This is a genomic window from Nocardioides currus (assembly GCF_003057875.1).
Classification (GTDB): Bacteria; Actinomycetota; Actinomycetes; order Propionibacteriales; family Nocardioidaceae; genus Nocardioides; species Nocardioides currus.
Genome location: NZ_PYXZ01000012.1, coordinates 45,771 through 62,939, shown reverse-complemented (window position 1 = coordinate 62,939; position 17,169 = coordinate 45,771). Strand labels below are relative to the sequence as shown.

At 71.9% G+C, this 17,169-nt stretch carries 19 protein-coding genes and 3 tRNA genes; 9 read left to right on the top strand and 13 right to left on the bottom strand.

The features are described 5' to 3' along the window. Positions 1 to 5: 5 nt before the first annotated feature. Entirely contained in the window at positions 6 to 356 is a 351-nt protein-coding gene (locus C7S10_RS20600; RefSeq protein WP_108346575.1) for a YciI family protein, read from the bottom strand. 132 nt (positions 357 to 488) lie between these two features. Here C7S10_RS20600 and pgm point away from each other — a divergent pair, with 132 nt between their 5' ends. After that, the gene (gene pgm / locus C7S10_RS20595; RefSeq protein ID WP_108346573.1) at positions 489 to 2,126 is read left to right on the top strand and encodes a phosphoglucomutase (alpha-D-glucose-1,6-bisphosphate-dependent); all 1,638 of its coding nucleotides are present in this window, start codon (positions 489 to 491) and stop codon (positions 2,124 to 2,126) included. Between the two features lie 9 nt (positions 2,127 to 2,135). Here the strand turns inward: pgm and C7S10_RS20590 are convergent, their stop codons facing one another. Together C7S10_RS20590 and C7S10_RS20585 are read right to left on the bottom strand one after the other, a co-directional pair. Further along, positions 2,136 to 2,867, bottom strand: a complete 732-nt coding sequence (locus C7S10_RS20590; RefSeq protein WP_108346571.1) for a class I SAM-dependent methyltransferase — start codon at positions 2,865 to 2,867, stop codon at positions 2,136 to 2,138. Then, positions 2,867 to 4,498 carry an acyl-CoA dehydrogenase family protein gene (locus C7S10_RS20585; protein ID WP_108346569.1) on the bottom strand — a complete coding sequence of 544 codons (1,632 nt, stop codon included), beginning with the start codon at positions 4,496 to 4,498 and terminating at the stop codon, positions 2,867 to 2,869. The genes C7S10_RS20590 and C7S10_RS20585 overlap by 1 nt, the downstream gene beginning before the upstream one ends. A 17-nt stretch (positions 4,499 to 4,515) precedes the next feature. Here C7S10_RS20585 and C7S10_RS20580 point away from each other — a divergent pair, with 17 nt between their 5' ends. Continuing rightward, entirely contained in the window at positions 4,516 to 5,484 is a 969-nt protein-coding gene (locus C7S10_RS20580) for a YihY/virulence factor BrkB family protein (RefSeq protein ID WP_108346567.1), read from the top strand. A 12-nt stretch (positions 5,485 to 5,496) separates the two neighbouring features. Then, complete coding sequence (locus tag C7S10_RS20575; RefSeq protein ID WP_108346565.1) at positions 5,497 to 6,597, top strand: potassium channel family protein; 1,101 nt, start codon at positions 5,497 to 5,499, stop codon at positions 6,595 to 6,597. A 24-nt stretch (positions 6,598 to 6,621) separates the two neighbouring features. Here the strand turns inward: C7S10_RS20575 and C7S10_RS22410 are convergent, their stop codons facing one another. Beyond that, positions 6,622 to 6,837, bottom strand: a complete 216-nt coding sequence (locus tag C7S10_RS22410; RefSeq protein ID WP_165807259.1) for a hypothetical protein — start codon at positions 6,835 to 6,837, stop codon at positions 6,622 to 6,624. A 97-nt stretch (positions 6,838 to 6,934) separates the two neighbouring features. Between C7S10_RS22410 and C7S10_RS20570 the strand changes: the two genes are divergently transcribed. Continuing rightward, a complete protein-coding gene (locus tag C7S10_RS20570) occupies positions 6,935 to 7,768 on the top strand; it encodes a DICT sensory domain-containing protein (protein WP_165807258.1) in 834 nt (277 codons plus the stop codon). Positions 7,769 to 7,772: 4 nt separating this feature from the next. Here C7S10_RS20570 and C7S10_RS20565 read toward each other — a convergent pair whose 3' ends face one another. Next, entirely contained in the window at positions 7,773 to 8,273 is a 501-nt protein-coding gene (locus tag C7S10_RS20565) for a DUF3253 domain-containing protein (protein WP_108346561.1), read from the bottom strand. 65 nt (positions 8,274 to 8,338) lie between these two features. On the opposite strand from C7S10_RS20565, the gene C7S10_RS20560 reads away from it, so the two are divergent. Next, entirely contained in the window at positions 8,339 to 10,216 is a 1,878-nt protein-coding gene (locus C7S10_RS20560; protein WP_108346559.1) for an alpha-amylase family protein, read from the top strand. On the opposite strand, the gene C7S10_RS20555 is transcribed toward C7S10_RS20560, so the two are convergent. Together C7S10_RS20555 and gndA are read right to left on the bottom strand one after the other, a co-directional pair. Next, positions 10,209 to 10,745: a type 1 glutamine amidotransferase domain-containing protein gene (locus tag C7S10_RS20555; protein WP_108346557.1), complete on the bottom strand. Its 537-nt coding sequence runs from the start codon at positions 10,743 to 10,745 to the stop codon at positions 10,209 to 10,211. The genes C7S10_RS20560 and C7S10_RS20555 overlap by 8 nt on opposite strands. A gap of 74 nt (positions 10,746 to 10,819) precedes the next feature. Beyond that, positions 10,820 to 12,271: an NADP-dependent phosphogluconate dehydrogenase gene (gndA, locus tag C7S10_RS20550; protein ID WP_108346555.1), complete on the bottom strand. Its 1,452-nt coding sequence runs from the start codon at positions 12,269 to 12,271 to the stop codon at positions 10,820 to 10,822. Between the two features lie 68 nt (positions 12,272 to 12,339). Here gndA and C7S10_RS20545 point away from each other — a divergent pair, with 68 nt between their 5' ends. Beyond that, positions 12,340 to 12,555 carry a hypothetical protein gene (locus C7S10_RS20545; RefSeq protein ID WP_108346717.1) on the top strand — a complete coding sequence of 72 codons (216 nt, stop codon included), beginning with the start codon at positions 12,340 to 12,342 and terminating at the stop codon, positions 12,553 to 12,555. 4 nt (positions 12,556 to 12,559) lie between these two features. On the opposite strand, the gene C7S10_RS20540 is transcribed toward C7S10_RS20545, so the two are convergent. The 3 genes from C7S10_RS20540 to C7S10_RS20530 all read right to left on the bottom strand — a co-directional run bounded on the left by C7S10_RS20540 (position 12,560) and on the right by C7S10_RS20530 (position 14,669). Next, positions 12,560 to 12,832 carry a DUF7218 family protein gene (locus C7S10_RS20540; protein WP_108346553.1) on the bottom strand — a complete coding sequence of 91 codons (273 nt, stop codon included), beginning with the start codon at positions 12,830 to 12,832 and terminating at the stop codon, positions 12,560 to 12,562. Between the two features lie 95 nt (positions 12,833 to 12,927). Further along, on the bottom strand, positions 12,928 to 13,725 hold the full coding sequence (locus C7S10_RS20535) for an ABC transporter permease (RefSeq protein ID WP_108346551.1): 798 nt from the start codon (positions 13,723 to 13,725) through the stop codon (positions 12,928 to 12,930). Next, entirely contained in the window at positions 13,722 to 14,669 is a 948-nt protein-coding gene (locus C7S10_RS20530; RefSeq protein ID WP_207769502.1) for an ATP-binding cassette domain-containing protein, read from the bottom strand. The genes C7S10_RS20535 and C7S10_RS20530 overlap by 4 nt, the downstream gene beginning before the upstream one ends. 155 nt (positions 14,670 to 14,824) lie before the next feature. Here C7S10_RS20530 and C7S10_RS22630 point away from each other — a divergent pair, with 155 nt between their 5' ends. Genes C7S10_RS22630 through C7S10_RS23095 form a run of 3 tightly spaced genes read left to right on the top strand, consistent with a single transcriptional unit; the run spans position 14,825 to position 16,646 of the window. Beyond that, complete coding sequence (locus C7S10_RS22630) at positions 14,825 to 15,985, top strand: sensor histidine kinase (RefSeq protein WP_207769501.1); 1,161 nt, start codon at positions 14,825 to 14,827, stop codon at positions 15,983 to 15,985. A 14-nt stretch (positions 15,986 to 15,999) separates the two neighbouring features. Further along, on the top strand, positions 16,000 to 16,395 hold the full coding sequence (locus tag C7S10_RS23100; protein ID WP_341476762.1) for a response regulator: 396 nt from the start codon (positions 16,000 to 16,002) through the stop codon (positions 16,393 to 16,395). Continuing rightward, on the top strand, positions 16,365 to 16,646 hold the full coding sequence (locus tag C7S10_RS23095; protein WP_341476761.1) for a response regulator transcription factor: 282 nt from the start codon (positions 16,365 to 16,367) through the stop codon (positions 16,644 to 16,646). Before C7S10_RS23100 ends, C7S10_RS23095 begins: the two co-directional genes overlap by 31 nt. 131 nt (positions 16,647 to 16,777) lie before the next feature. On the opposite strand, the gene C7S10_RS20520 is transcribed toward C7S10_RS23095, so the two are convergent. The 3 genes from C7S10_RS20520 to C7S10_RS20510 form a co-directional block, all read right to left on the bottom strand. Beyond that, positions 16,778 to 16,852, bottom strand: a tRNA-Val gene (locus tag C7S10_RS20520). A gap of 39 nt (positions 16,853 to 16,891) precedes the next feature. Beyond that, positions 16,892 to 16,965 (bottom strand) — tRNA-Cys (locus C7S10_RS20515). Positions 16,966 to 17,011: 46 nt separating this feature from the next. Beyond that, positions 17,012 to 17,084: transfer RNA gene (locus C7S10_RS20510), tRNA-Gly, on the bottom strand. Positions 17,085 to 17,169: the final 85 nt, after the last annotated feature.

The window sequence follows — 17,169 nt, the reverse complement described above, 5'->3', positions numbered from 1 at the left end:
TCCCTTCACTCCGCCATCTTGCGGAACTCGATGTGCTCGCCACGCCCCGCGAACCGCTCGCACGCCGCCCGCAGGTCGGCCTCGTCCTGGCTCTCGATGAGGTAGAAGCCGACCATCTGCTCGGCCGTCTCGGAGAACGGCCCGTCGGTCACCACCGCCACCCCGTCGTCGCCCGGACGCATCGACGTCGCCTCGGACGACGGCTCGAGCGGACCGCCGGTGAGCACGGTGTGGCCGCCCGCCTTCAGGTCCTCGTGGAACTGACCGTGCGACCGCATCCCCTTCTCGTGCTCGGACGCGGGCAGCTGGGCCCACTCCGCCTCGGGTGCGGGCAGCAGGATCAGGTAGCGGCTCATCGGGTGGACTCCCTCGTGGCTGTTGTCGGGTCGCGGTTGCGACTCAACACCCTGACGGACGAGATCGGTGCGAATCGACAGGGGCGCCGAGATTTTCTCGACGCCCGTGCTCCGCGACGACAAGATGGCTGCATGGCTCCGGAATCCCGCGCAGGAACACTCGCCCAGCCCTCCGACCTCGTCGACGTCGCCCACCTCGTGACGGCCTACTACACCGGCGAGCCCGACCCCGACGACCTCGACCAGCAGGTCGCCTTCGGCACCAGCGGCCACCGCGGCTCGAGCCTCAAGACGTCCTTCAACGACACCCACATCGCCGCGACCACGCAGGCGATCTGCGACTACCGGCGCGAGCAGGGCTTCGACGGTCCGCTCTTCATCGGCCGCGACACCCACGCCCTGTCCGAGCCTGCCTGGGCGACGGCGCTCGAGGTGCTGGCCGCCAACGAGGTGACCGTCCTCGTCGACGACCGCGACGGCTACACCCCGACGCCGGCGGTCTCGCACGCCATCATCCGCGCCAACGCAGGCAGGACGTCCGGCCTCGCCGACGGCATCGTGGTGACGCCGTCGCACAACCCGCCGGCGGACGGCGGCTTCAAGTACAACCCGCCCCACGGCGGCCCGGCCGACACCGACGCCACCAGCGTGATCGCGGCGCGCGCCAACGAGCTGATCAAGGCCGGCCTCGGCGACGTACACCGCATCCCGTTCGCCCGCGCCCGTGCGGCCGCCGGCGGCTACGACTTCATGGGGGCGTACGTCGACGACCTGCCGTCCGTCGTCGACCTGGCGCTCGTCAAGGAGGCGGGTGTGCGGATCGGCGCCGACCCGCTGGGGGGCGCGAGCGTGCACTACTGGGGCGAGATCGCCGAGCGGCACGGCCTCGACCTGACGGTCGTCAACCCGCTCGTCGACCCGACGTGGCGCTTCATGACGCTCGACTGGGACGAGAAGATCCGGATGGACTGCTCGTCGCCGAACGCCATGGCCTCGCTGATCCAGCGCAAGGACGACTACGACATCGCGACCGGCAACGACGCCGACGCCGACCGGCACGGCATCGTCACCCCCGATGGCGGGCTGATGAACCCCAACCACTTCCTGGCCGTCGCCATCGGCTACCTCTTCGGCGGCAGCCGCCCGGGCTGGCCGGAGACGGCGCGCATCGGCAAGACGCTGGTGTCGAGCTCGATGATCGACCGCGTCGCGGCGTCGCTCGGCAAGCCGATGGTGGAGGTGCCGGTCGGGTTCAAGTGGTTCGTGCCCGGGCTGATCGACGGTTCGTTCGGCTTCGGTGGCGAGGAGTCGGCCGGGGCGTCGTTCCTGCGGATGGACGGCTCGACGTGGACGACCGACAAGGACGGGCTGATCCTGTGCCTGCTGGCCAGCGAGATCCTGGCGCGCACCGGGTCGACGCCGAGCGAGCACTACGCCCGGCTCGTGGCCGAGCACGGCGACCCCGCCTACGCCCGCGTCGACGCACCTGCGAACCGCGAGCAGAAGGCCAAGCTCGGGGCGCTCTCGCCCGACGACGTCAGCGCGACGTCGCTGGCCGGGGAGGAGATCACCGGCAAGCTGACCGAGGCGCCCGGCAACGGCGCGAAGATCGGCGGGCTCAAAGTGACGACGGAGTCGGCGTGGTTCGCGGCGCGGCCGAGCGGCACCGAGGACGTCTACAAGATCTACGCCGAGTCGTTCAAGGGTCCCGAGCACCTCGCCCAGGTGCAGGACGAGGCACGCGAGGTGGTGTCGGCGGCGCTGGGGTGAGCCGGTGCGTCAGCGCCGGACGGCGTCGATCTCGAGACGCACGTAGTCGATGACGGGCTCGGCCATCGCGAGCCGCACGCGGCGTACGAACGGCGCGTGCTCGGCCACGGGGAGCGCGACGAGATAGGCGCTGAGGTTGACCGTCGCGAGGTAGCGCTCCATCAGGTCGGGGTCCTCGATGACCAGCGGGTCGCGGCGCAGCCGGACGTCCTCCACCTCGAAGCCGGCGCGCTCGAGCGAGGCGCGTGTCTCGTCGATCCCCTTGAACGCGGTGCCGATCTTGTCGTCGCCGGTGACCTCGAGCAGGGCGGCGCCCATCACCGCGAGCTGGCCCTCGCCACCGCAGTCGGAGGTCAGCCGGGCGCCCGGGCGCATCGCCGTCGCGAGGTTGGCGAAGAGCACGTCGTGGTCGGTGATCCAGTGGAAGGCGGCCACGCTCATCACCGCGTCGACGGGCTCGTCGAGGGGGAGCGGCTGCGTCAGGTCGGCGACGTGCAGCTCGGCGCGCTCGCCCAGCCGCGACCGCGCCTGCTCGATCATCTGCACCGACCCGTCGACGCCGACGAGCTCCACCCCGGGCCACCGCTCGAGCAGCGCCGCCCCGTCGCGGCCCGTCCCGCACCCGGCGTCGAGCACGCGCTCGTCGCCGACCAGCCGCATGCGGTCGAGGACGCGGCGGCCCCACTCGACGTGGGGGAGCGGCAGGGCGTCGTACGACGCGGCGTCCCACTCGTGCACCATCAGGGCACCGGGGTGGTGCGCTCGACGATCGCGGCGAGGTCGCCGCCGGAGAGCATGCCGAAGGTCCCGCCGAACGACGTGCCGAGCCGGGACGCGCAGAAGGCGTCGGCGACCTCGGGTGGCGCGCACCGCACCAGCAGCGAGCCCTGGAGACACGCCGCCATCTGGCCCGCGAGCCGACGCGCCCCGACCTCGAGACCCGCCGAGTCGCCCAGCAGGGCGAGCGTGTCGTCGACCGCCCGGTCGAGGCGTTCGTCGGCACCGCGCGCCAGGCCGACCTCGGTGATCCAGGCCTCGAGCACCTCGGGCTCGCGGCTCAGGGCGCGCAGCACGTCGAGCGCGTTGACGTTGCCCGAGCCCTCCCAGATCGAGTTGAGCGGGGATTCCCGGAAGAGCAGCGGGAGCCCCGACTCCTCGACGTAGCCGTTGCCGCCGAGGCACTCGAGCGCCTCCGCGACCATGAAGGGGGTGCGCTTGCAGACCCAGAACTTGGCGAGCGGCAGCGCGATCCGGCGCAGCGCCGCCTCGTGGGCGTCGCCGGGGCGGTCGACCGCGGCGGCGAGGCGCAGCGCGAGCGCCGTCGCCGCCTCCGACTCGACGGCGAGGTCGGCGACCACGTTCTGCATGAGCGGCTTGTCGGCGAGGCGGGAGCCGAAGGCCGAGCGGTGCGCCACGTGCCACGACGCCTCGGCCAGCGCCCGGCGCATCAGCGACGCGGAGCCCAGCACGCAGTCGAGCCGGGTCGCTGCGACCATCTCGATGATGGTGCGCACTCCGCGTCCCTCGTCGCCGAGCCGCTGCGCGACGGTGCCGTCGAGCTCGAGCTCGCTGGAGGCGTTGGACCGGTTGCCGAGCTTGTCCTTGAGACGGACGATGTCGAGCTGGTTGCGCGTCCCGTCGGGCAGCACCCGCGCGACGACGAAGCAGGTCACGCCCGCCTCCGCCTGGGCGAGGACGAGGAACACGTCGTTCATCGGTGCGCTGGTGAACCACTTGTGCCCGTGCAGGGTGTAGGTGCCGTCCTGCGAGGTGGGTCGCGCCTGCGTCACGTTGGCGCGGACGTCGGAGCCGCCCTGCTTCTCCGTCATCCCCATCCCGGCCAGCGCGCCGACCTTGTCGGTGCGCGCACGGACCCCGGGGTCGTAGCGGCGCGAGGCCAGCAGGGGCGTCCACTCCTTGGCGATCGCGTCGTCGGCCCGCAGCGCCGGCACGGCGGCGTACGTCATGGAGATCGGGCAGCCGTGCCCCGGCTCGGTCTGCGACCACGCGAAGAACCCGGCCGCGCGACGCACGTGCGGGTGGGGAGCATCCGACTCCCAGGGGGTGGCCGCGAGCCCGTGGCCGATGCCGCGCTCCATCAGCCAGTGCCACGACGGGTGGAAGACGACCTCGTCCACGCGGTTGCCGTAGCGGTCGTAGGGCGTCAGCTCGGGGTGGTGGCGGTTGGCGAGCATGCCGTGCTCACGGGCCTCGGCCGTGCCGGCCTCGAGGCCGAGCAGCGTCAGGTCCTCGACCACGTCGGCGGAGCCGTGCCGGGTGACCGCCTCGACGAGTGCCAGGTCGGAGGTCACGACATTGTGACCAACCAGGGGCGGAGCCTGGTTGGCAGATGCCCGGTTCGCAGCGTCCATGTGACTACCGTAGGTCCATGGCCGAGGCGAGTTCGCAGCATCCCGTGCTGCGCTCGGTGCAGGTCCGGTGGGCGGTGTTCCGCGACCACCTCTGGCGCCTCGTCGTCGCCACCGTCGGCTCGTGCATGCGCTACCGCGTGACCGGCCTCGCCGCCGAGGCCGCCTTCTTCGCGGTGCTCTCGGTGCCGCCGCTCATCTTCGCCCTCGCCGGAGCGGTGGGCTACGTCTCGGAGCAGTTCTCGCCGGCCGACATCGCGGAGGTCCGGGGCGCGATCATCGACCTCGCGTCTCGCGGGCTCACCGACGAGGCGGTCGACCGCATCATCACCCCGACCCTCAACGACGTGCTCCGCGGCGGGCGCTTCGACGTCATCTCCGTCGGCTTCGTGCTCGCCCTGTGGTCAGGCTCGCGCGCGCTCAACGTCTTCGTCGACACCATCACGATCATGCACGGCCTCGGCGGGCACCGCGGGATCGTGAAGACCCGGGCGCTGTCCTTCGTGCTCTACATCCTGGCGATGCTCACCGGCATGATCACCCTGCCGCTCGTGGTCGCCGGGCCGTCGCTGATCCGCGACTGGCTGCCGCAGCGCGTCGAGTTCCTGATGTCGTTCTACTGGCCGCTGGTCATCGTGATCTGCATCTGCTTCCTGGCCACGCTCTACCACGTGTCCGTCCCGGTGCGCACCAACTGGGCGTTCAACCTCCCCGGCGCGACCTTCTCGCTGGTGGTGTGGATCGCGGGCTCCTACGTCCTGCGCTGGGTGCTCACCGTGACCGCCGCGGAGTCGAAGTCGATCTACGGCCCGCTGGCCGCCCCCATCGCCGTGCTCCTGTGGCTCTACCTCCTCTCCATCGCCGTGCTGATCGGGGCGGCGGTGAACGCCGCCTTCGACACCGTCTTCCCGCAGGGCACCACGACCCGGGCCCGGCTCGAGCTCGTGCAGCGGCTGCGCCAGGTGATCACGCCCAGGGACGCGGCGTGAAAGACTCCGCCCGTGCATGACCACCCGGGGTCGTCGGCGGCCTCCAACAGCGCTCGCGTCGCGCTGCCCGACCCGGTCCGCTCACCGTGGTGGGAGCTCGGCCGGCGCCTCCTCGCCGCGATGGCGATCCTCTTCGGCACCGTGCTGCTGGTCTACCTCGACCGCGGGGGCTACGTCGACGGCAACGACCCCGACAACTCCGTCAGCTTCATCGACTCGATCTACTACACGACCGTCACGCTCAGCACGACCGGCTACGGCGACATCGCGCCCTACACCGACCGGGCTCGCCTGATCAACGCGTTCGTCATCACCCCGGCCCGCATCGCCTTCCTGGTGCTGCTGATCGGGACCACCCTCGAGGTCCTCGCCTCGCAGGGCCGCGAGATGTTCCGGGTCGCCCGGTGGAGGAAGAACATGGGAGCACACGTCGTCGTCGTCGGCTACGGCACGAAGGGGCGCAGCGCCGTCGAGACGCTGGTCAACAACGGCCACGACCGCGAGGCCATCGTCATCGTCGACCCGAGCCAGCTGGCCCTCGAGGAGGCCCACAGCGACGGACTCGCCGTCGTGACCGGAGACGCCACGCGGCGCGAGGTGCTGCGGCGAGCCGGCGTGCAGACCGCGACCCAGGTCATCATCACCACCGACCGCGACGACACGAACGTCCTCTCCACGCTGACGGTGCGCCAGCTCAACCCCGACGCCTGGATCGTGGCCGCGGTCCGGGAGCAGGAGAACGTGCCGCTGATGCGGCAGTCGGGCGCCAACTCGGTCATCACGTCCTCCGACGCGGTCGGCCGGCTGCTGGGCCTGTCGTCCATGTCGCCGATGCTCGGCTCGGTGATGGAGGACCTGCTGACGTACGGCGAGGGGCTGGAGGTCGCCGAGCGCGACCTGCTCGTCAGCGAGGTCGGCAAGCCGCCGCAGTCGTTGCCCGACCAGGTCATCGCGGTCGTGCGCGACGAGAAGGTCTACCGCTACTTCGACCCGGTCGTCACGTTGCTGGCGCGCGGCGACCGGCTCATCGTCGTCCGCCCGGCGAAGGAGCTGCCGTGGGCGCCGCGACCCGGCACGCACGGCGAGGACCGCGCGGACGACGACCTGGACTGAGACGGTCCGGACCGGGCGGTGTCGTCAGTCGTCGCGCGAGCGGCTCGGCGGGAGCTCGGCCCCCGGGGCGCCGTGATCGAGACGACGCCACTCGCCGGGGGCACGGTCGTCCGGGCCGTCGAGGTTGGGCGGCTGGCGCTCGATCTCGTCGGCGCGGCTGGCGTCCATGCGCCAGATCACCGCGCAACCCACGATCCCCACGAGGATCGCCACGCTGCTGATCAGGATCATCGTGCCCATCGGACCTCCAGTAGTTCCACAAGTTTCTCCACAACCGTGTATAACTCCTTCCGGGGCAGAGTCCAGAGCAGCCATCCCCCGAGGTCAGGAGCGGTCGGTGAGCGACGAGTTCAGCATCGGGACGCTGGCGGAGCGGACGGGCCTGACGCCGACGGTGCTCCGCGCCTGGGAGCAGCGCTTCGACTTCCCCCGGGGGCGTCGGCTCGACTCGGGGCACCGACGCTTCACGCAGGCCGAGGTCGAGATGGTCACCGAGGTGCTGGCGGCCCGGGAGTCGGGGCTCACCCTCCCGCAGGCGATCGCCCGCGTCCGCGACCGGCACGCGCCGCAGCCCGAGGGCGGGTCCGTCCACGCCGCGTTGCAGCGTGACTTCCCCGACCTGCGTCCGGTGCGCCTGGGCCGGCGCGTGCTCGTGGCCGCGTCGAAGGCGATCGAGGAGGAGGCCCTGGCCCGCGCCGACCGTCCGCTCGTCCTCGGCTCCTTCCAGGTCGGGCACCACGTCGCCGGCTCGCAGCACCGCTGGGCGGAGCTGGCCCGCACCGCGTCGTGGTGCGCGGTGCTCGCCGACTTCGACGGCGAGGTCGGCGCCGACCCCACGGCGAGCCCGGCCCGGTGCCAGCTCCCGGCCGACGCGGACCTGCGGCGCGAGTGGACCGTGGTGACCCTCAGCGCCTCTCACGCGGCCGTGCTCTCCGCCTGGGAGGTGCCGGCGCCGGCCGGCGGCCCGCGGGTCTTCGAGTCCACCGTGACGACGCGCCGATCTGCGGCGATCGCGGCAGGTCGGGTGCTGACGGGCATCGCACGGTCGGCCGGGGCGACACCGCCCCCCGCGGTCGCGGACCTGCTCGACGAGCCGACGACGCGGCACGACTCGCCGTCGGCCGCTGCCGACCGGCTGTGGCTGCGGACGCTGGCCCAGCTCGACCGCTGACGCGTCAGCGGGTCAGCGACGGTCCGGGCGCGATCCGCACCGGACCCTTCGCGGTGCGTACGTCGACGGGCCGGCCCTTCTGCTGGACGACCACGACCTCCGCGCCGACCAGGTCGTGCGCCACCTCCCGCGCCACGGGCACCACGTCACGCCAGCCGTCGCCGCCGACGACCCGGGCCGCGTCGCTGGGACAGATCGTGGTGCCGTCGCGGTGGCGCAGCAGGCTCCTGATCGTGGCCGCCAGCCGGTCCCGCCGACCGGACTCGCTCGGCTCCTCCCACCAGGGCTCGCCGCGCTCGCCCAGGGCGACCTTCGCGTCGTCCACCAGCGGCCGTGCGGCGTCGCCCTGGCTGCCGACGAGGCGCCGGGCACGCATCAGCTCCTTCACCAGCTCGGCCCGCAGCTTCTCGGGGATCGCCGGATCGGTGGCCCGCCACTTCCGCCCGTCCACCACGATGTGGTGGCCGTCGGCCGTCCGCTCGACCTCGTCGCCGTCTCGTGCCATGGCGTCAGGGTAGGTCGGCGGCGAAGCCGCTACCCGCGACCGGGCGGGTGGGGTTGGATGGCGCCATGACGACCTCCCCGCGCTCCCACGAGCCGATCGTCTCGGGACTCAGCCCCGACCGCCGCGCCGTCTTCGCGGCGAGGCTCGAGCGCTGGTGGCCGACCCTGGTGGAAGGCCTGGCGTCTGCCTACGAGGAGCCGGAGGTGGTCGCGGAGCGCGTCGTCGTGCTCGCCGCACGCGCGTTCGCCGAGCGCTCCGACGACCTGCACGATCTCGACCTGCGCCGCAGCCTCGCGCCCGACTGGTTCCAGCGGCCGGAGGCCGTGGGCTACGCCGCCTACGCCGACCGGTTCGCGGGCACCCTGCGGGGCGTGGCCGAGCGGGCGCCGTACCTCCGTCGGCTGGGCATCAGCTACCTGCACCTGCTGCCGCTGCTCAAGCCACGCCCGGGCGACAACGACGGCGGCTACGCGGTGATGGACTACCGCGCCGTCCGCGAGGACCTCGGGACCATGGACGACCTGACCGACCTCACCCGGACGCTGCGCGAGGACGGCATCTCGCTGTGCCTGGACCTCGTGCTCAACCACGTCGCAGCCGAGCACGAGTGGGCCGAGAAGGCGCGGGCGGGGGACCCGCACTACCGCGACTACTTCATCGTCCACCCCGACCGGGAGGTGCCCGACGCGTTCGAGGCGACCCTGCCCGAGGTCTTCCCCGACTTCGCCCCCGGCAGCTTCACCTGGGACGACGACCTCGACGGCTGGGTCTGGACGACCTTCAACTCCTGGCAGTGGGACGTCAACTGGGCCAACCCAGACGTCTTCTGCGAGTACGCCGACATCGTGCTCGCCCTGGCCAACCGGGGCGTCGAGGCGCTGCGCCTCGACGCGATCGCCTTCATCTGGAAGCGGATGGGCACCTCCTGCCAGAACCAGCCCGAGGTGCACGCGCTCACGCAGGCGCTGCACACCGTGACGAAGCTGGCCTGCCCCGCGACCATCTTCAAGGCGGAGGCGATCGTCGGGCCCCGCGACCTCGTCGGCTACCTCGGCGTCGGCGCCCACCACGGCAAGGTCAGCGACCTCGCCTACCACAACGGGCTGATGGTCCAGGTCTGGTCGATGCTGGCGACCGGCGACGTGCGGCTGGCCAGCGAGGCGCTGCGGCGGATCGACCCGATCCCCACCTCCACTGCGTGGATCACCTACGCACGCTGCCACGACGACATCGGCTGGGCCATCGACGACGGCGACGCGGCGGCGGTCGGCGTGGACGGATTCCGCCACCGCTCCTTCCTCGCCGACTTCTACGCCGGCTCGTTCCCGGGCTCGTGGGCGCGCGGTCTCGTCTTCCAGCACAACCCGGAGACGGGGGACCGGCGCATCTCGGGCACGCTGGCGAGCCTGGCCGGGCTCGAGGCGGGCGACCCGTGGGCGGTCGACCGGATCCTGCTGGCGCACGCGCTGATCCTCGGCTGGGGCGGCCTGCCGGTGCTGTGGATGGGCGACGAGATCGGCCTCCTCAACGACATCGGCTGGGCCGACGACCCGCAGCACGGCGACGACAACCGCTGGGCCCACCGGCCGCGGATGCCGTGGTCGGTCGAGGAGGACCAGGACCTCTTCCAGCGCGTACGACGCTTGGTGGCCGCCCGCGCCGGCACCCCGCACCTCCACGCGGCGACCGGCACGACCGTGCTCGACCCGCACGACTCCGGCGTCCTGCTGACCCTGCGCCTCCATCCGCTCGGACCGATGGTCGGCGCGTACAACGTCACCGACACCGACCGGTGGGTGTGGGGCAGCCACCTGCGGGACCTCGGGCTCGAGCCGCACGGCAGCCACGACCACGTCAGCGGGGGAGCGCCCCACCTCGACGGCCCCGGTGACGTCCGCCTGCGGCCTTACCAGGCGGTGTGGCTGACCGCCACGCTCAGCTGAGGGCCGAGGTGATGGCTGCGATGAACGCGGGCAGGTCGTCGGGGTCGCGGCTGGTGATCAGGTTGTCGTCGACCACCACCTCGCTGTCCTCCCACGACGCGCCGGCGTTGGTGAGGTCGTCCTTGAGGCTGGCGTAGCTGGTCAGCCGTCGACCCTGGGCCACCCCGGCCGACACGAGGACCCACGGCCCGTGGCAGATCACCGCGAGCGGCTTGCCGGACGAGGCCGCGCGCCGCACGAGCTCGACGGCGTCCTCGTCGACCCGCATCCGGTCGGCGTTCACCGTGCCGCCGGGGACGATCAACGCGTCGACGGAGTCCAGGTCGAGGTCGCCGAGCGATCCGTCCACCTCCACCTGCTGCGTGGGGCTGGTGTCACCCTCGACGGCCTGGATCGCGTCGCCGGAGGGGGAGTGCACGACGACCGTGGCGCCGTCCTCCCGCAGCTCGTCGCGGGGACGCACCAGCTCGGCCTCCTCGAAGAAGTCGGTGGCGATGATGGCGACGGTCTTGCCGGTCAGGTCGGGCATGAGGATCCTCTCGGCGTGGCTCAGGACGGTTGGGCGGACGCTGCGACGTACCCGAAGCGGGCCCGACGATTCCCTCAGTCGTCCTGCTGCTCCTCGGGCCGCCCGTCCTCGGCCCACCGGGTGTGGAAGGTGCCGTCACGGTCGACGCGGGCGTAGGTGTGCGCGCCGAAGTTGTCGCGCAGCGCCTGGATCAGCGCCGCGGGCAGGTGCTCGCGGCGCAGCCCGTCGAAGTAGGCCAGGGACGAGGAGAAGGTCGGCGTCGGCACCCCGGCGCGCACGGCGGTCGCGACCACCTCGCGCCACGCGTCGACACCGTCGGTGATCGCGTCGGCGAAGTAGGCGGTGGTCAGCAGCGTGGTGAGGTCGGGCTCGTCGGCGTAGGCCTCGCGGATGCGGTCGAGGAACTGCGCCCGGATGATGCAGCCGCCCCGCCAGATGGTGGCGACCTCGCCGAGGTCGATGTCCCAGTCGTGGGCCTCGGCTCCGGCGGCGATGTGGTCGAAGCCCTGGGCGTAGGCGACGACCTTGGAGGCGTAGAGCGCCGCCCGGACCTGGTCGACGAAGGTGTCGCGGTCGACGTCGAGGGTGACCGGCTCCGTGGCGAAGACGGCGCGCGCGGCCTCGCGCTGCTCGGTGTGGCCCGACAGCGAGCGGGCGAAGGTCGCCTCGGCGATGCCGGTGATCGGCACGCCGAGCTCGAGCGCGTCCTGCACCGTCCAGCGCCCGGTGCCCTTCTGCTCGGCGGCGTCGACGACGACGTCCACGAAGGGTCGCCCGCTCTCGTGGTCGACGTGGCGCAGCACGTCGGCGGTCATCTCGATCAGGAACGACTCGAGGTCGCCGCCGTTCCACTCCTCGAAGACGTCGGCCACCTCGGCGGGCGCGAGGCCGAGGACCGAGCGGAGCAGGTCGTAGGACTCGGCGATCAGCTGCATGTCGGCGTACTCGATGCCGTTGTGGACCATCTTCACGAAGTGACCGGCGCCGTCCGGCCCCACGTGCGCGCAGCACGGGGTGCCGTCGACGAGCGCGGCGATCGACTCGACCACGGGCTGCAGTCGCTCGTAGGCGTGGTCGGAGCCGCCGACCATGATCGAGGGGCCGTCGAGCGCACCCTCCTCGCCGCCCGAGACGCCCATCCCGACGAAGTGCAGACCGTGCGCGGCCAGCGCCTCCTGGCGTCGGAGGGTGTCGGCGAAGTGGGCGTTCCCGGCGTCCACGACGATGTCGTCCGCGTCGAGCAGCGGGACGAGCTCGTCGACGACGGCGTCCGTGGCCTCGCCGGCCTTGACCATGACGACGATGGCGCGCGGGCGCTCGATGGCGGCCACCAGCTCCTCGAGGGACTCGCAGCCGACGAAGTCGCCCTCGTCGCCGTACTCCTCGAGCAGCGCGGTCGTGCGGGCCGTGGTCCGGTTGTGGACGGCGATGGTGTGGCCGTTGCGGGCGATGTTGCGGGCCAGGTTGCGGCCCATGGTGGCGAGCCCGGTCAGGCCGATGGTGGCTCGTGCTTCGGTGGTCGACATGCCTCGAACCTACGGGCACACCCCCCGGGGTGAGGTCGGCGCGACCCTCGTGGGCCTACGGTCGCGAGATGGCCCGACTCATCTCGCTCCTCCTCGTCGTGTGGCTCGTCATCGGCGCCTTCGCGGCCTACCAGCGCGACTACTTCTCCGACGCGGAGACCAACTGCGCGGAGGCGGGCAACATCGCCCTGACCATCGTCGCGGGACCGTTGAACTACTTCGGGGTCAACCCGGAGGTGGACTGCAAGGACATCGACGTCGACGTCCCGGAGCCGTCCGAATAGTCGCTCAGTGGTTGCGTAGCGCGTCGATCAGCTCGCTCTTGCTCATCGACGACCGGCCGTCGATCTCCAGCTCGGCGGCGCGCCGGCGCAGCTCCTCGACGGTGCGATCCTCGTAGTCGGACGCCTCTCCACCGCGCTCGCCGACCGCGGAGCGGCCCTCGGCCGCGGCGGCGTTGGCGATCCGGGCCGACTTCTCCTTGCTGTTGCCCTCGTCGCGGAGCTTCTCGTAGAGCTCGTCGTCCTTCACGGACGGGCCGGGTGACTTCTTCTCGGGCACGGTTCCTCCTGGGGTACGCCGCTGCGTGGCTGTCGCACCCGTCGTACCCCGTCGCCGCCCGAACGATTCGGGCGGCGACGGGTCCGGGCTCGCGGCTACTTGATCTCGGCGCGCATCACGCGCGTCCAGCCCGCCACGAACGGCAGCACGATCCAGATCAGCGACGCGACCCCGAGGTGGGCCAGCTGCTCGCCGTCGACGGAGAAGTTGCCGTCGAAGAGCGGCTGCTGCGCGGTCTGGAGGTCGAGCCACGGACCGAGGTCCTCCAGCGCGGGGACGGTGCCGAAGAGGATCGACGAGGCGACTGGGAGCACGAAGAAGGCGACGATCGCGGCCGGGGTGTTGAGCAGGAGCAGGCCGTAGGCCACGCCCTGGAGGATCGTCAGGAGCTGCAGTCCGAGGAAGAGCACGAAGGTCAGGACGGTCACGTCGCCGAAGCCGTCGTCGGTGCCGCCGGCAACGGTGGCGAGCGCCGCGACTCCGACCGCGCCCGCGAAGGCGACGAAGGCGAGCAGCAGCGCGGCGACCACCTTGGCCCCGATCACCTGTGTGCGGGAGGGGGCCAGGGCGAACGTCACGATCGCGGTGCGCTGGCTCCACTCGCTGGTCACGAGCAGGATGCCGAGGACCGGGAGCAGGAAGCCCTGCGGCGTCGCGGCGAAGCCGATGAAGCTCTCGAAGACGCGGTCGGCGTCGTCGGAGATGGCGAAGAACAGCACCATCGCCGCCGCGGTGAGGGCCAGGATCGCGGCCACCAGCCAGCGACCGGCGCGGGTGTCGACGGTCTTGCGGAGCTCGACCGAGACGAGCGTCCCGAAGCCGAGGTGCGGCGTGCCGGAGACGTCGAAGGTGGTCTGGGGGGCGGCGGTGGCGGGCGTGGTCGGGGTGCTCATCGGTGCGATCCCTTCGCGGAGGAGATGGAGGCCAGCGACTCGGGCGCGGCAGCACCCTCGCGCTGGGCCGTGGAGGTGAGCTCGAGGAACATGTCCTCGAGCCCGGCGGCGCCGCTGCGCAGGTCGGTGAGCACGATGCGGTGCTCGATCGCCGCGCGGGACACGTCGGCGGGGGCGGCCGCGACGCGGAACCCGTCGCCCTCGGGTGCGAGGCTCCAGCCCGACGCCTCGATCCCGCGGACGAGCGCCTCGCTGTCGAGGGCGGTGACGAGCGTGCTCTCGGTGGTGTCGAGCGAGGCGAGGCTCAACTTGTCGCCCTGGGCGACGATCCGGCCGCGGCCGATGAGGACCATCTCGTCGGCCACGAGCTCGACCTCGTTGAGGAGGTGGCTCGAGAGCAGCACGGTGCCGCCGCGGCCGGCGTAGCCCCGCAGCAGGTCCCGCATCCAGCGGATGCCGGCGGGGTCGAGCCCGTTGGCCGGTTCGTCGAGGATCAGCACCTCCGGGTCCCCGAGCAGGGCGTGCGCGATGCCGAGCCGCTGCTTCATGCCGAGCGAGTAGTTGCGCAGCTTGCGGCGCGATTCGGTCTCGGTCAGCGACACCATCTCGAGCATCTCGTCGACCCTGGAGGCCGGCAGTCGCATCGTCCTGGCGCCGATGGTCAGGATCTCGCGTCCGGTGCGCCCGGAGTGCTGTGCGCCGGCGTCGAGGAGGACGCCGACGTGGTGCCCGGGGTTGGGGATGTCGTGGTAGTCGTAGCCGCCGATGGTGACCTCGCCGCTGCTGGCCGAGCTGAGGCCGACCATGATCCGCATGGTCGTGGTCTTGCCGGCACCGTTGGGTCCGAGGAACCCGGTGACACGGCCCGGCTTGCAGCTGAAGGTGACGTCGTCGACGGCGGTGTGGTCGCCGTAGGTCCGAGTGAGGTTCTTGACTTCGATCATGCGTCCCATCGTGTGTTCCGGGGCCGCTGCCGCACACCGGGCATCGGCACGGACCCGGGGCGCACCTTGGTGGTCTCCCGGCGGGGTCCTTTGGTCGGGGGTGGCCCGGACCAAGGGACGATGTGGCGCGGCCTCGCGCGACCTAGGGTGGAGGAGTGCCTGACGAGGGGCGGCCGCGGCCGGAGGAGTACCAGCCGCCGCTGCGCTGGTTCCACCAGGCCTGGCGCCTCGTCGTCGTCCTGCTGCTCAGCGGCGTCGGCTGGGTCCAGCTCATCGGTGAGACCTCGACGCTGCGCCTCGTGCTCGACCTGCTGGTCGGGGTCGGTGCGCTCGTCCTGGTGGCCTTCCGTCGTCGATGGCCGGTGCCCGTGGCGGTCGTCACCGCCCTGCTCTCGTCCGTCTCCAGCGCGGCGGCCGGTCCCTCCAGCCTGGCGCTGGTCTCGCTGGCGACGCGGCGTCGGTGGCGCGAGGTCGCGGCGGTGGGTGTGCTCAACTTCGTGGCCGCGGAGGTCTACGCCCGCATCAGCCCGGTCTCGCAGGTGGATCCCGCCTGGTTGACCCCCGTCCTCAACCTCGTGGTGATGGCTGCCCTGATCGCGTGGGGGCTCTACATCGGGTCGCGCCGCGAGCTGATGTGGACGCTACGACGACGGGCGGTGGTGGCGGAGGCCGAACGCGACATGCGCGCTCACCGCTCGCGGCTCGAGGAGCGCAGCCGGATCGCCCGCGAGATGCACGACGTCCTCGCGCACCGGATCTCCGCGATCTCCATGCACGCCGGCGCCCTGAGCTACCGCACCACCCTGAGCGGCGACGAGGTCCGCGAGATCGGCGGCGTGATCCGCGAGACCGCCACGCTGGCGCTCACCGACCTGAGGGGCATCCTCGGGGTGCTCCGGGAGGACGCCGACGGCGTGCAGCGCAGCCCGCAACCGACGTACGGCGATCTCGCCGACCTGGTCGAGGAGGCGCGGGAGGCCGGGATGCGGGTGCGGTTCCGAGACGGGATCCACACGGGCACGGAGGTCCCCGACGCCGCCGGCCGCACGCTGTACCGGATCGTGCAGGAAGGCCTCACCAACGCCCGCAAGCACGCCCCGGGCGCGGACCTCGCCATCGACGTCGACGGCACCCCCGAGGACGGCATCACGATCGAGCTCCGCAACCCGCTCGGCTTCGGGCGCTCCACCACGCCCGGGGCCGGGCTCGGGCTGATCGGGTTGGCCGAGCGGGCAGAGCTCGGCGGCGGACGGCTCGACGCCGACCGGGTCGCCCGCGACTTCGTCCTGAGAGGGTGGATCCCGTGGTCCCCGTGACAGAGACTCCGACCGTGCGCGTCGCCATCGTCGACGACGACGCGCTCGTGCGCGCCGGACTGCGGCTGATGCTGGCCGAGCACGACGACATCGAGGTGGTCGGCGAGGCCTCCGACGGTCGGGAGGGCGTCGCCCTGGTGCGGGCGGAGCGCCCGCACGTCGTGCTGATGGACATCCGGATGCCTCGTCTCGACGGGCTGCAGGCGACCCGCGAGCTGATGAGCCAGCCAGGCCCTCCGCGGGTGATCGTGCTGACGACCTTCGACGCCGACGAGCACGTCGTCGACGCCCTCGGCGCCGGAGCCGACGGCTTCCTCCTCAAGGACACCCCGCCCGCCGAGATCGTCGAGGCCGTCCGCCGGGTCGCCGACGTGAACCGATGCTGTCGCCCTCGGTCGCGCGCACGCTGATCGACCGGCTGCGCCAGCAGGGCGGGCACGACCGCGGTCGCGAGGCGGGTCGGCTCGTCGCCGCCCTCACCGAGCGCGAGCACGACGTCGCCCTCGCCGTCGGGCGCGGCCTGTCCAACGCCGAGATCGCCGCCGAGCTGCACCTGTCGGTGACGACGGTGAAGGGCTACGTCACGACGCTCTTCGAGAAGCTCCAGGTCACCAACCGCACCCAGATCGCGATCCGCGTGCACGACGCCTCGCTGGGCTGACGCCTCGTCGGGATGACCGGAGTCGTGGTCGATCCCGGTCATCGGACGACTGGGATCGACCGAGACCCGGGGGACACCAGACCCCGGACGACGAACGAGCCCCTGACCGGTGGTCAGGGGCTCTGTCTCGATGGTGGGCGATACTGGGTTTGAACCAGTGACCTCTTCCGTGTCAGGGAAGCGCGCTACCGCTGCGCCAATCGCCCGTGTGATGCTCCGGGTGGTGCTTGTTGAGTTGTGGAGCGTGGAGGTGGGTACGGGATTTGAACCCGTGTACACGGATTTGCAGTCCGTTGCCTCGCCTCTCGGCCAACCCACCGCGGAGGCCTTCCCAATTACAGAAGGCACGGGGAGAGACCTCTCCGAGCGGACAACGAGACTCGAACTCGCGACCTCAACCTTGGCAAGGTTGCGCTCTACCAACTGAGCTATGTCCGCCTGCATTTCGACCCCGGCGAACCGGCGTCAAGTGCGAGCAGAACAGTAGCCGATGGGTTGACGGGTGCCAAAATCGGGTCGGCGA

Excerpts from the sequence above, each read along its gene's own strand:
- C7S10_RS20600 (WP_108346575.1), bottom strand. The coding sequence starts at position 356 with ATGAGCCGCTACCTGATCCTGCTGCCCGCACCCGAGGCGGAGTGGGCC.
- pgm (WP_108346573.1), top strand. The coding sequence starts at position 489 with ATGGCTCCGGAATCCCGCGCAGGAACACTCGCCCAGCCCTCCGACCTC.
- C7S10_RS20590 (WP_108346571.1), bottom strand. The coding sequence starts at position 2,867 with ATGGTGCACGAGTGGGACGCCGCGTCGTACGACGCCCTGCCGCTCCCC.
- C7S10_RS20585 (WP_108346569.1), bottom strand. The coding sequence starts at position 4,498 with ATGGACGCTGCGAACCGGGCATCTGCCAACCAGGCTCCGCCCCTGGTT.
- C7S10_RS20580 (WP_108346567.1), top strand. The coding sequence starts at position 4,516 with ATGGCCGAGGCGAGTTCGCAGCATCCCGTGCTGCGCTCGGTGCAGGTC.
- C7S10_RS22410 (WP_165807259.1), bottom strand. The coding sequence starts at position 6,837 with ATGGGCACGATGATCCTGATCAGCAGCGTGGCGATCCTCGTGGGGATC.
- C7S10_RS20565 (WP_108346561.1), bottom strand. The coding sequence starts at position 8,273 with ATGGCACGAGACGGCGACGAGGTCGAGCGGACGGCCGACGGCCACCAC.
- C7S10_RS20560 (WP_108346559.1), top strand. The coding sequence starts at position 8,339 with ATGACGACCTCCCCGCGCTCCCACGAGCCGATCGTCTCGGGACTCAGC.
- C7S10_RS20555 (WP_108346557.1), bottom strand. The coding sequence starts at position 10,745 with ATGCCCGACCTGACCGGCAAGACCGTCGCCATCATCGCCACCGACTTC.
- gndA (WP_108346555.1), bottom strand. The coding sequence starts at position 12,271 with ATGTCGACCACCGAAGCACGAGCCACCATCGGCCTGACCGGGCTCGCC.
- C7S10_RS20545 (WP_108346717.1), top strand. The coding sequence starts at position 12,340 with ATGGCCCGACTCATCTCGCTCCTCCTCGTCGTGTGGCTCGTCATCGGC.
- C7S10_RS20535 (WP_108346551.1), bottom strand. The coding sequence starts at position 13,725 with ATGAGCACCCCGACCACGCCCGCCACCGCCGCCCCCCAGACCACCTTC.
- C7S10_RS20530 (WP_207769502.1), bottom strand. The coding sequence starts at position 14,669 with ATGATCGAAGTCAAGAACCTCACTCGGACCTACGGCGACCACACCGCC.
- C7S10_RS23095 (WP_341476761.1), top strand. The coding sequence starts at position 16,365 with ATGCTGTCGCCCTCGGTCGCGCGCACGCTGATCGACCGGCTGCGCCAG.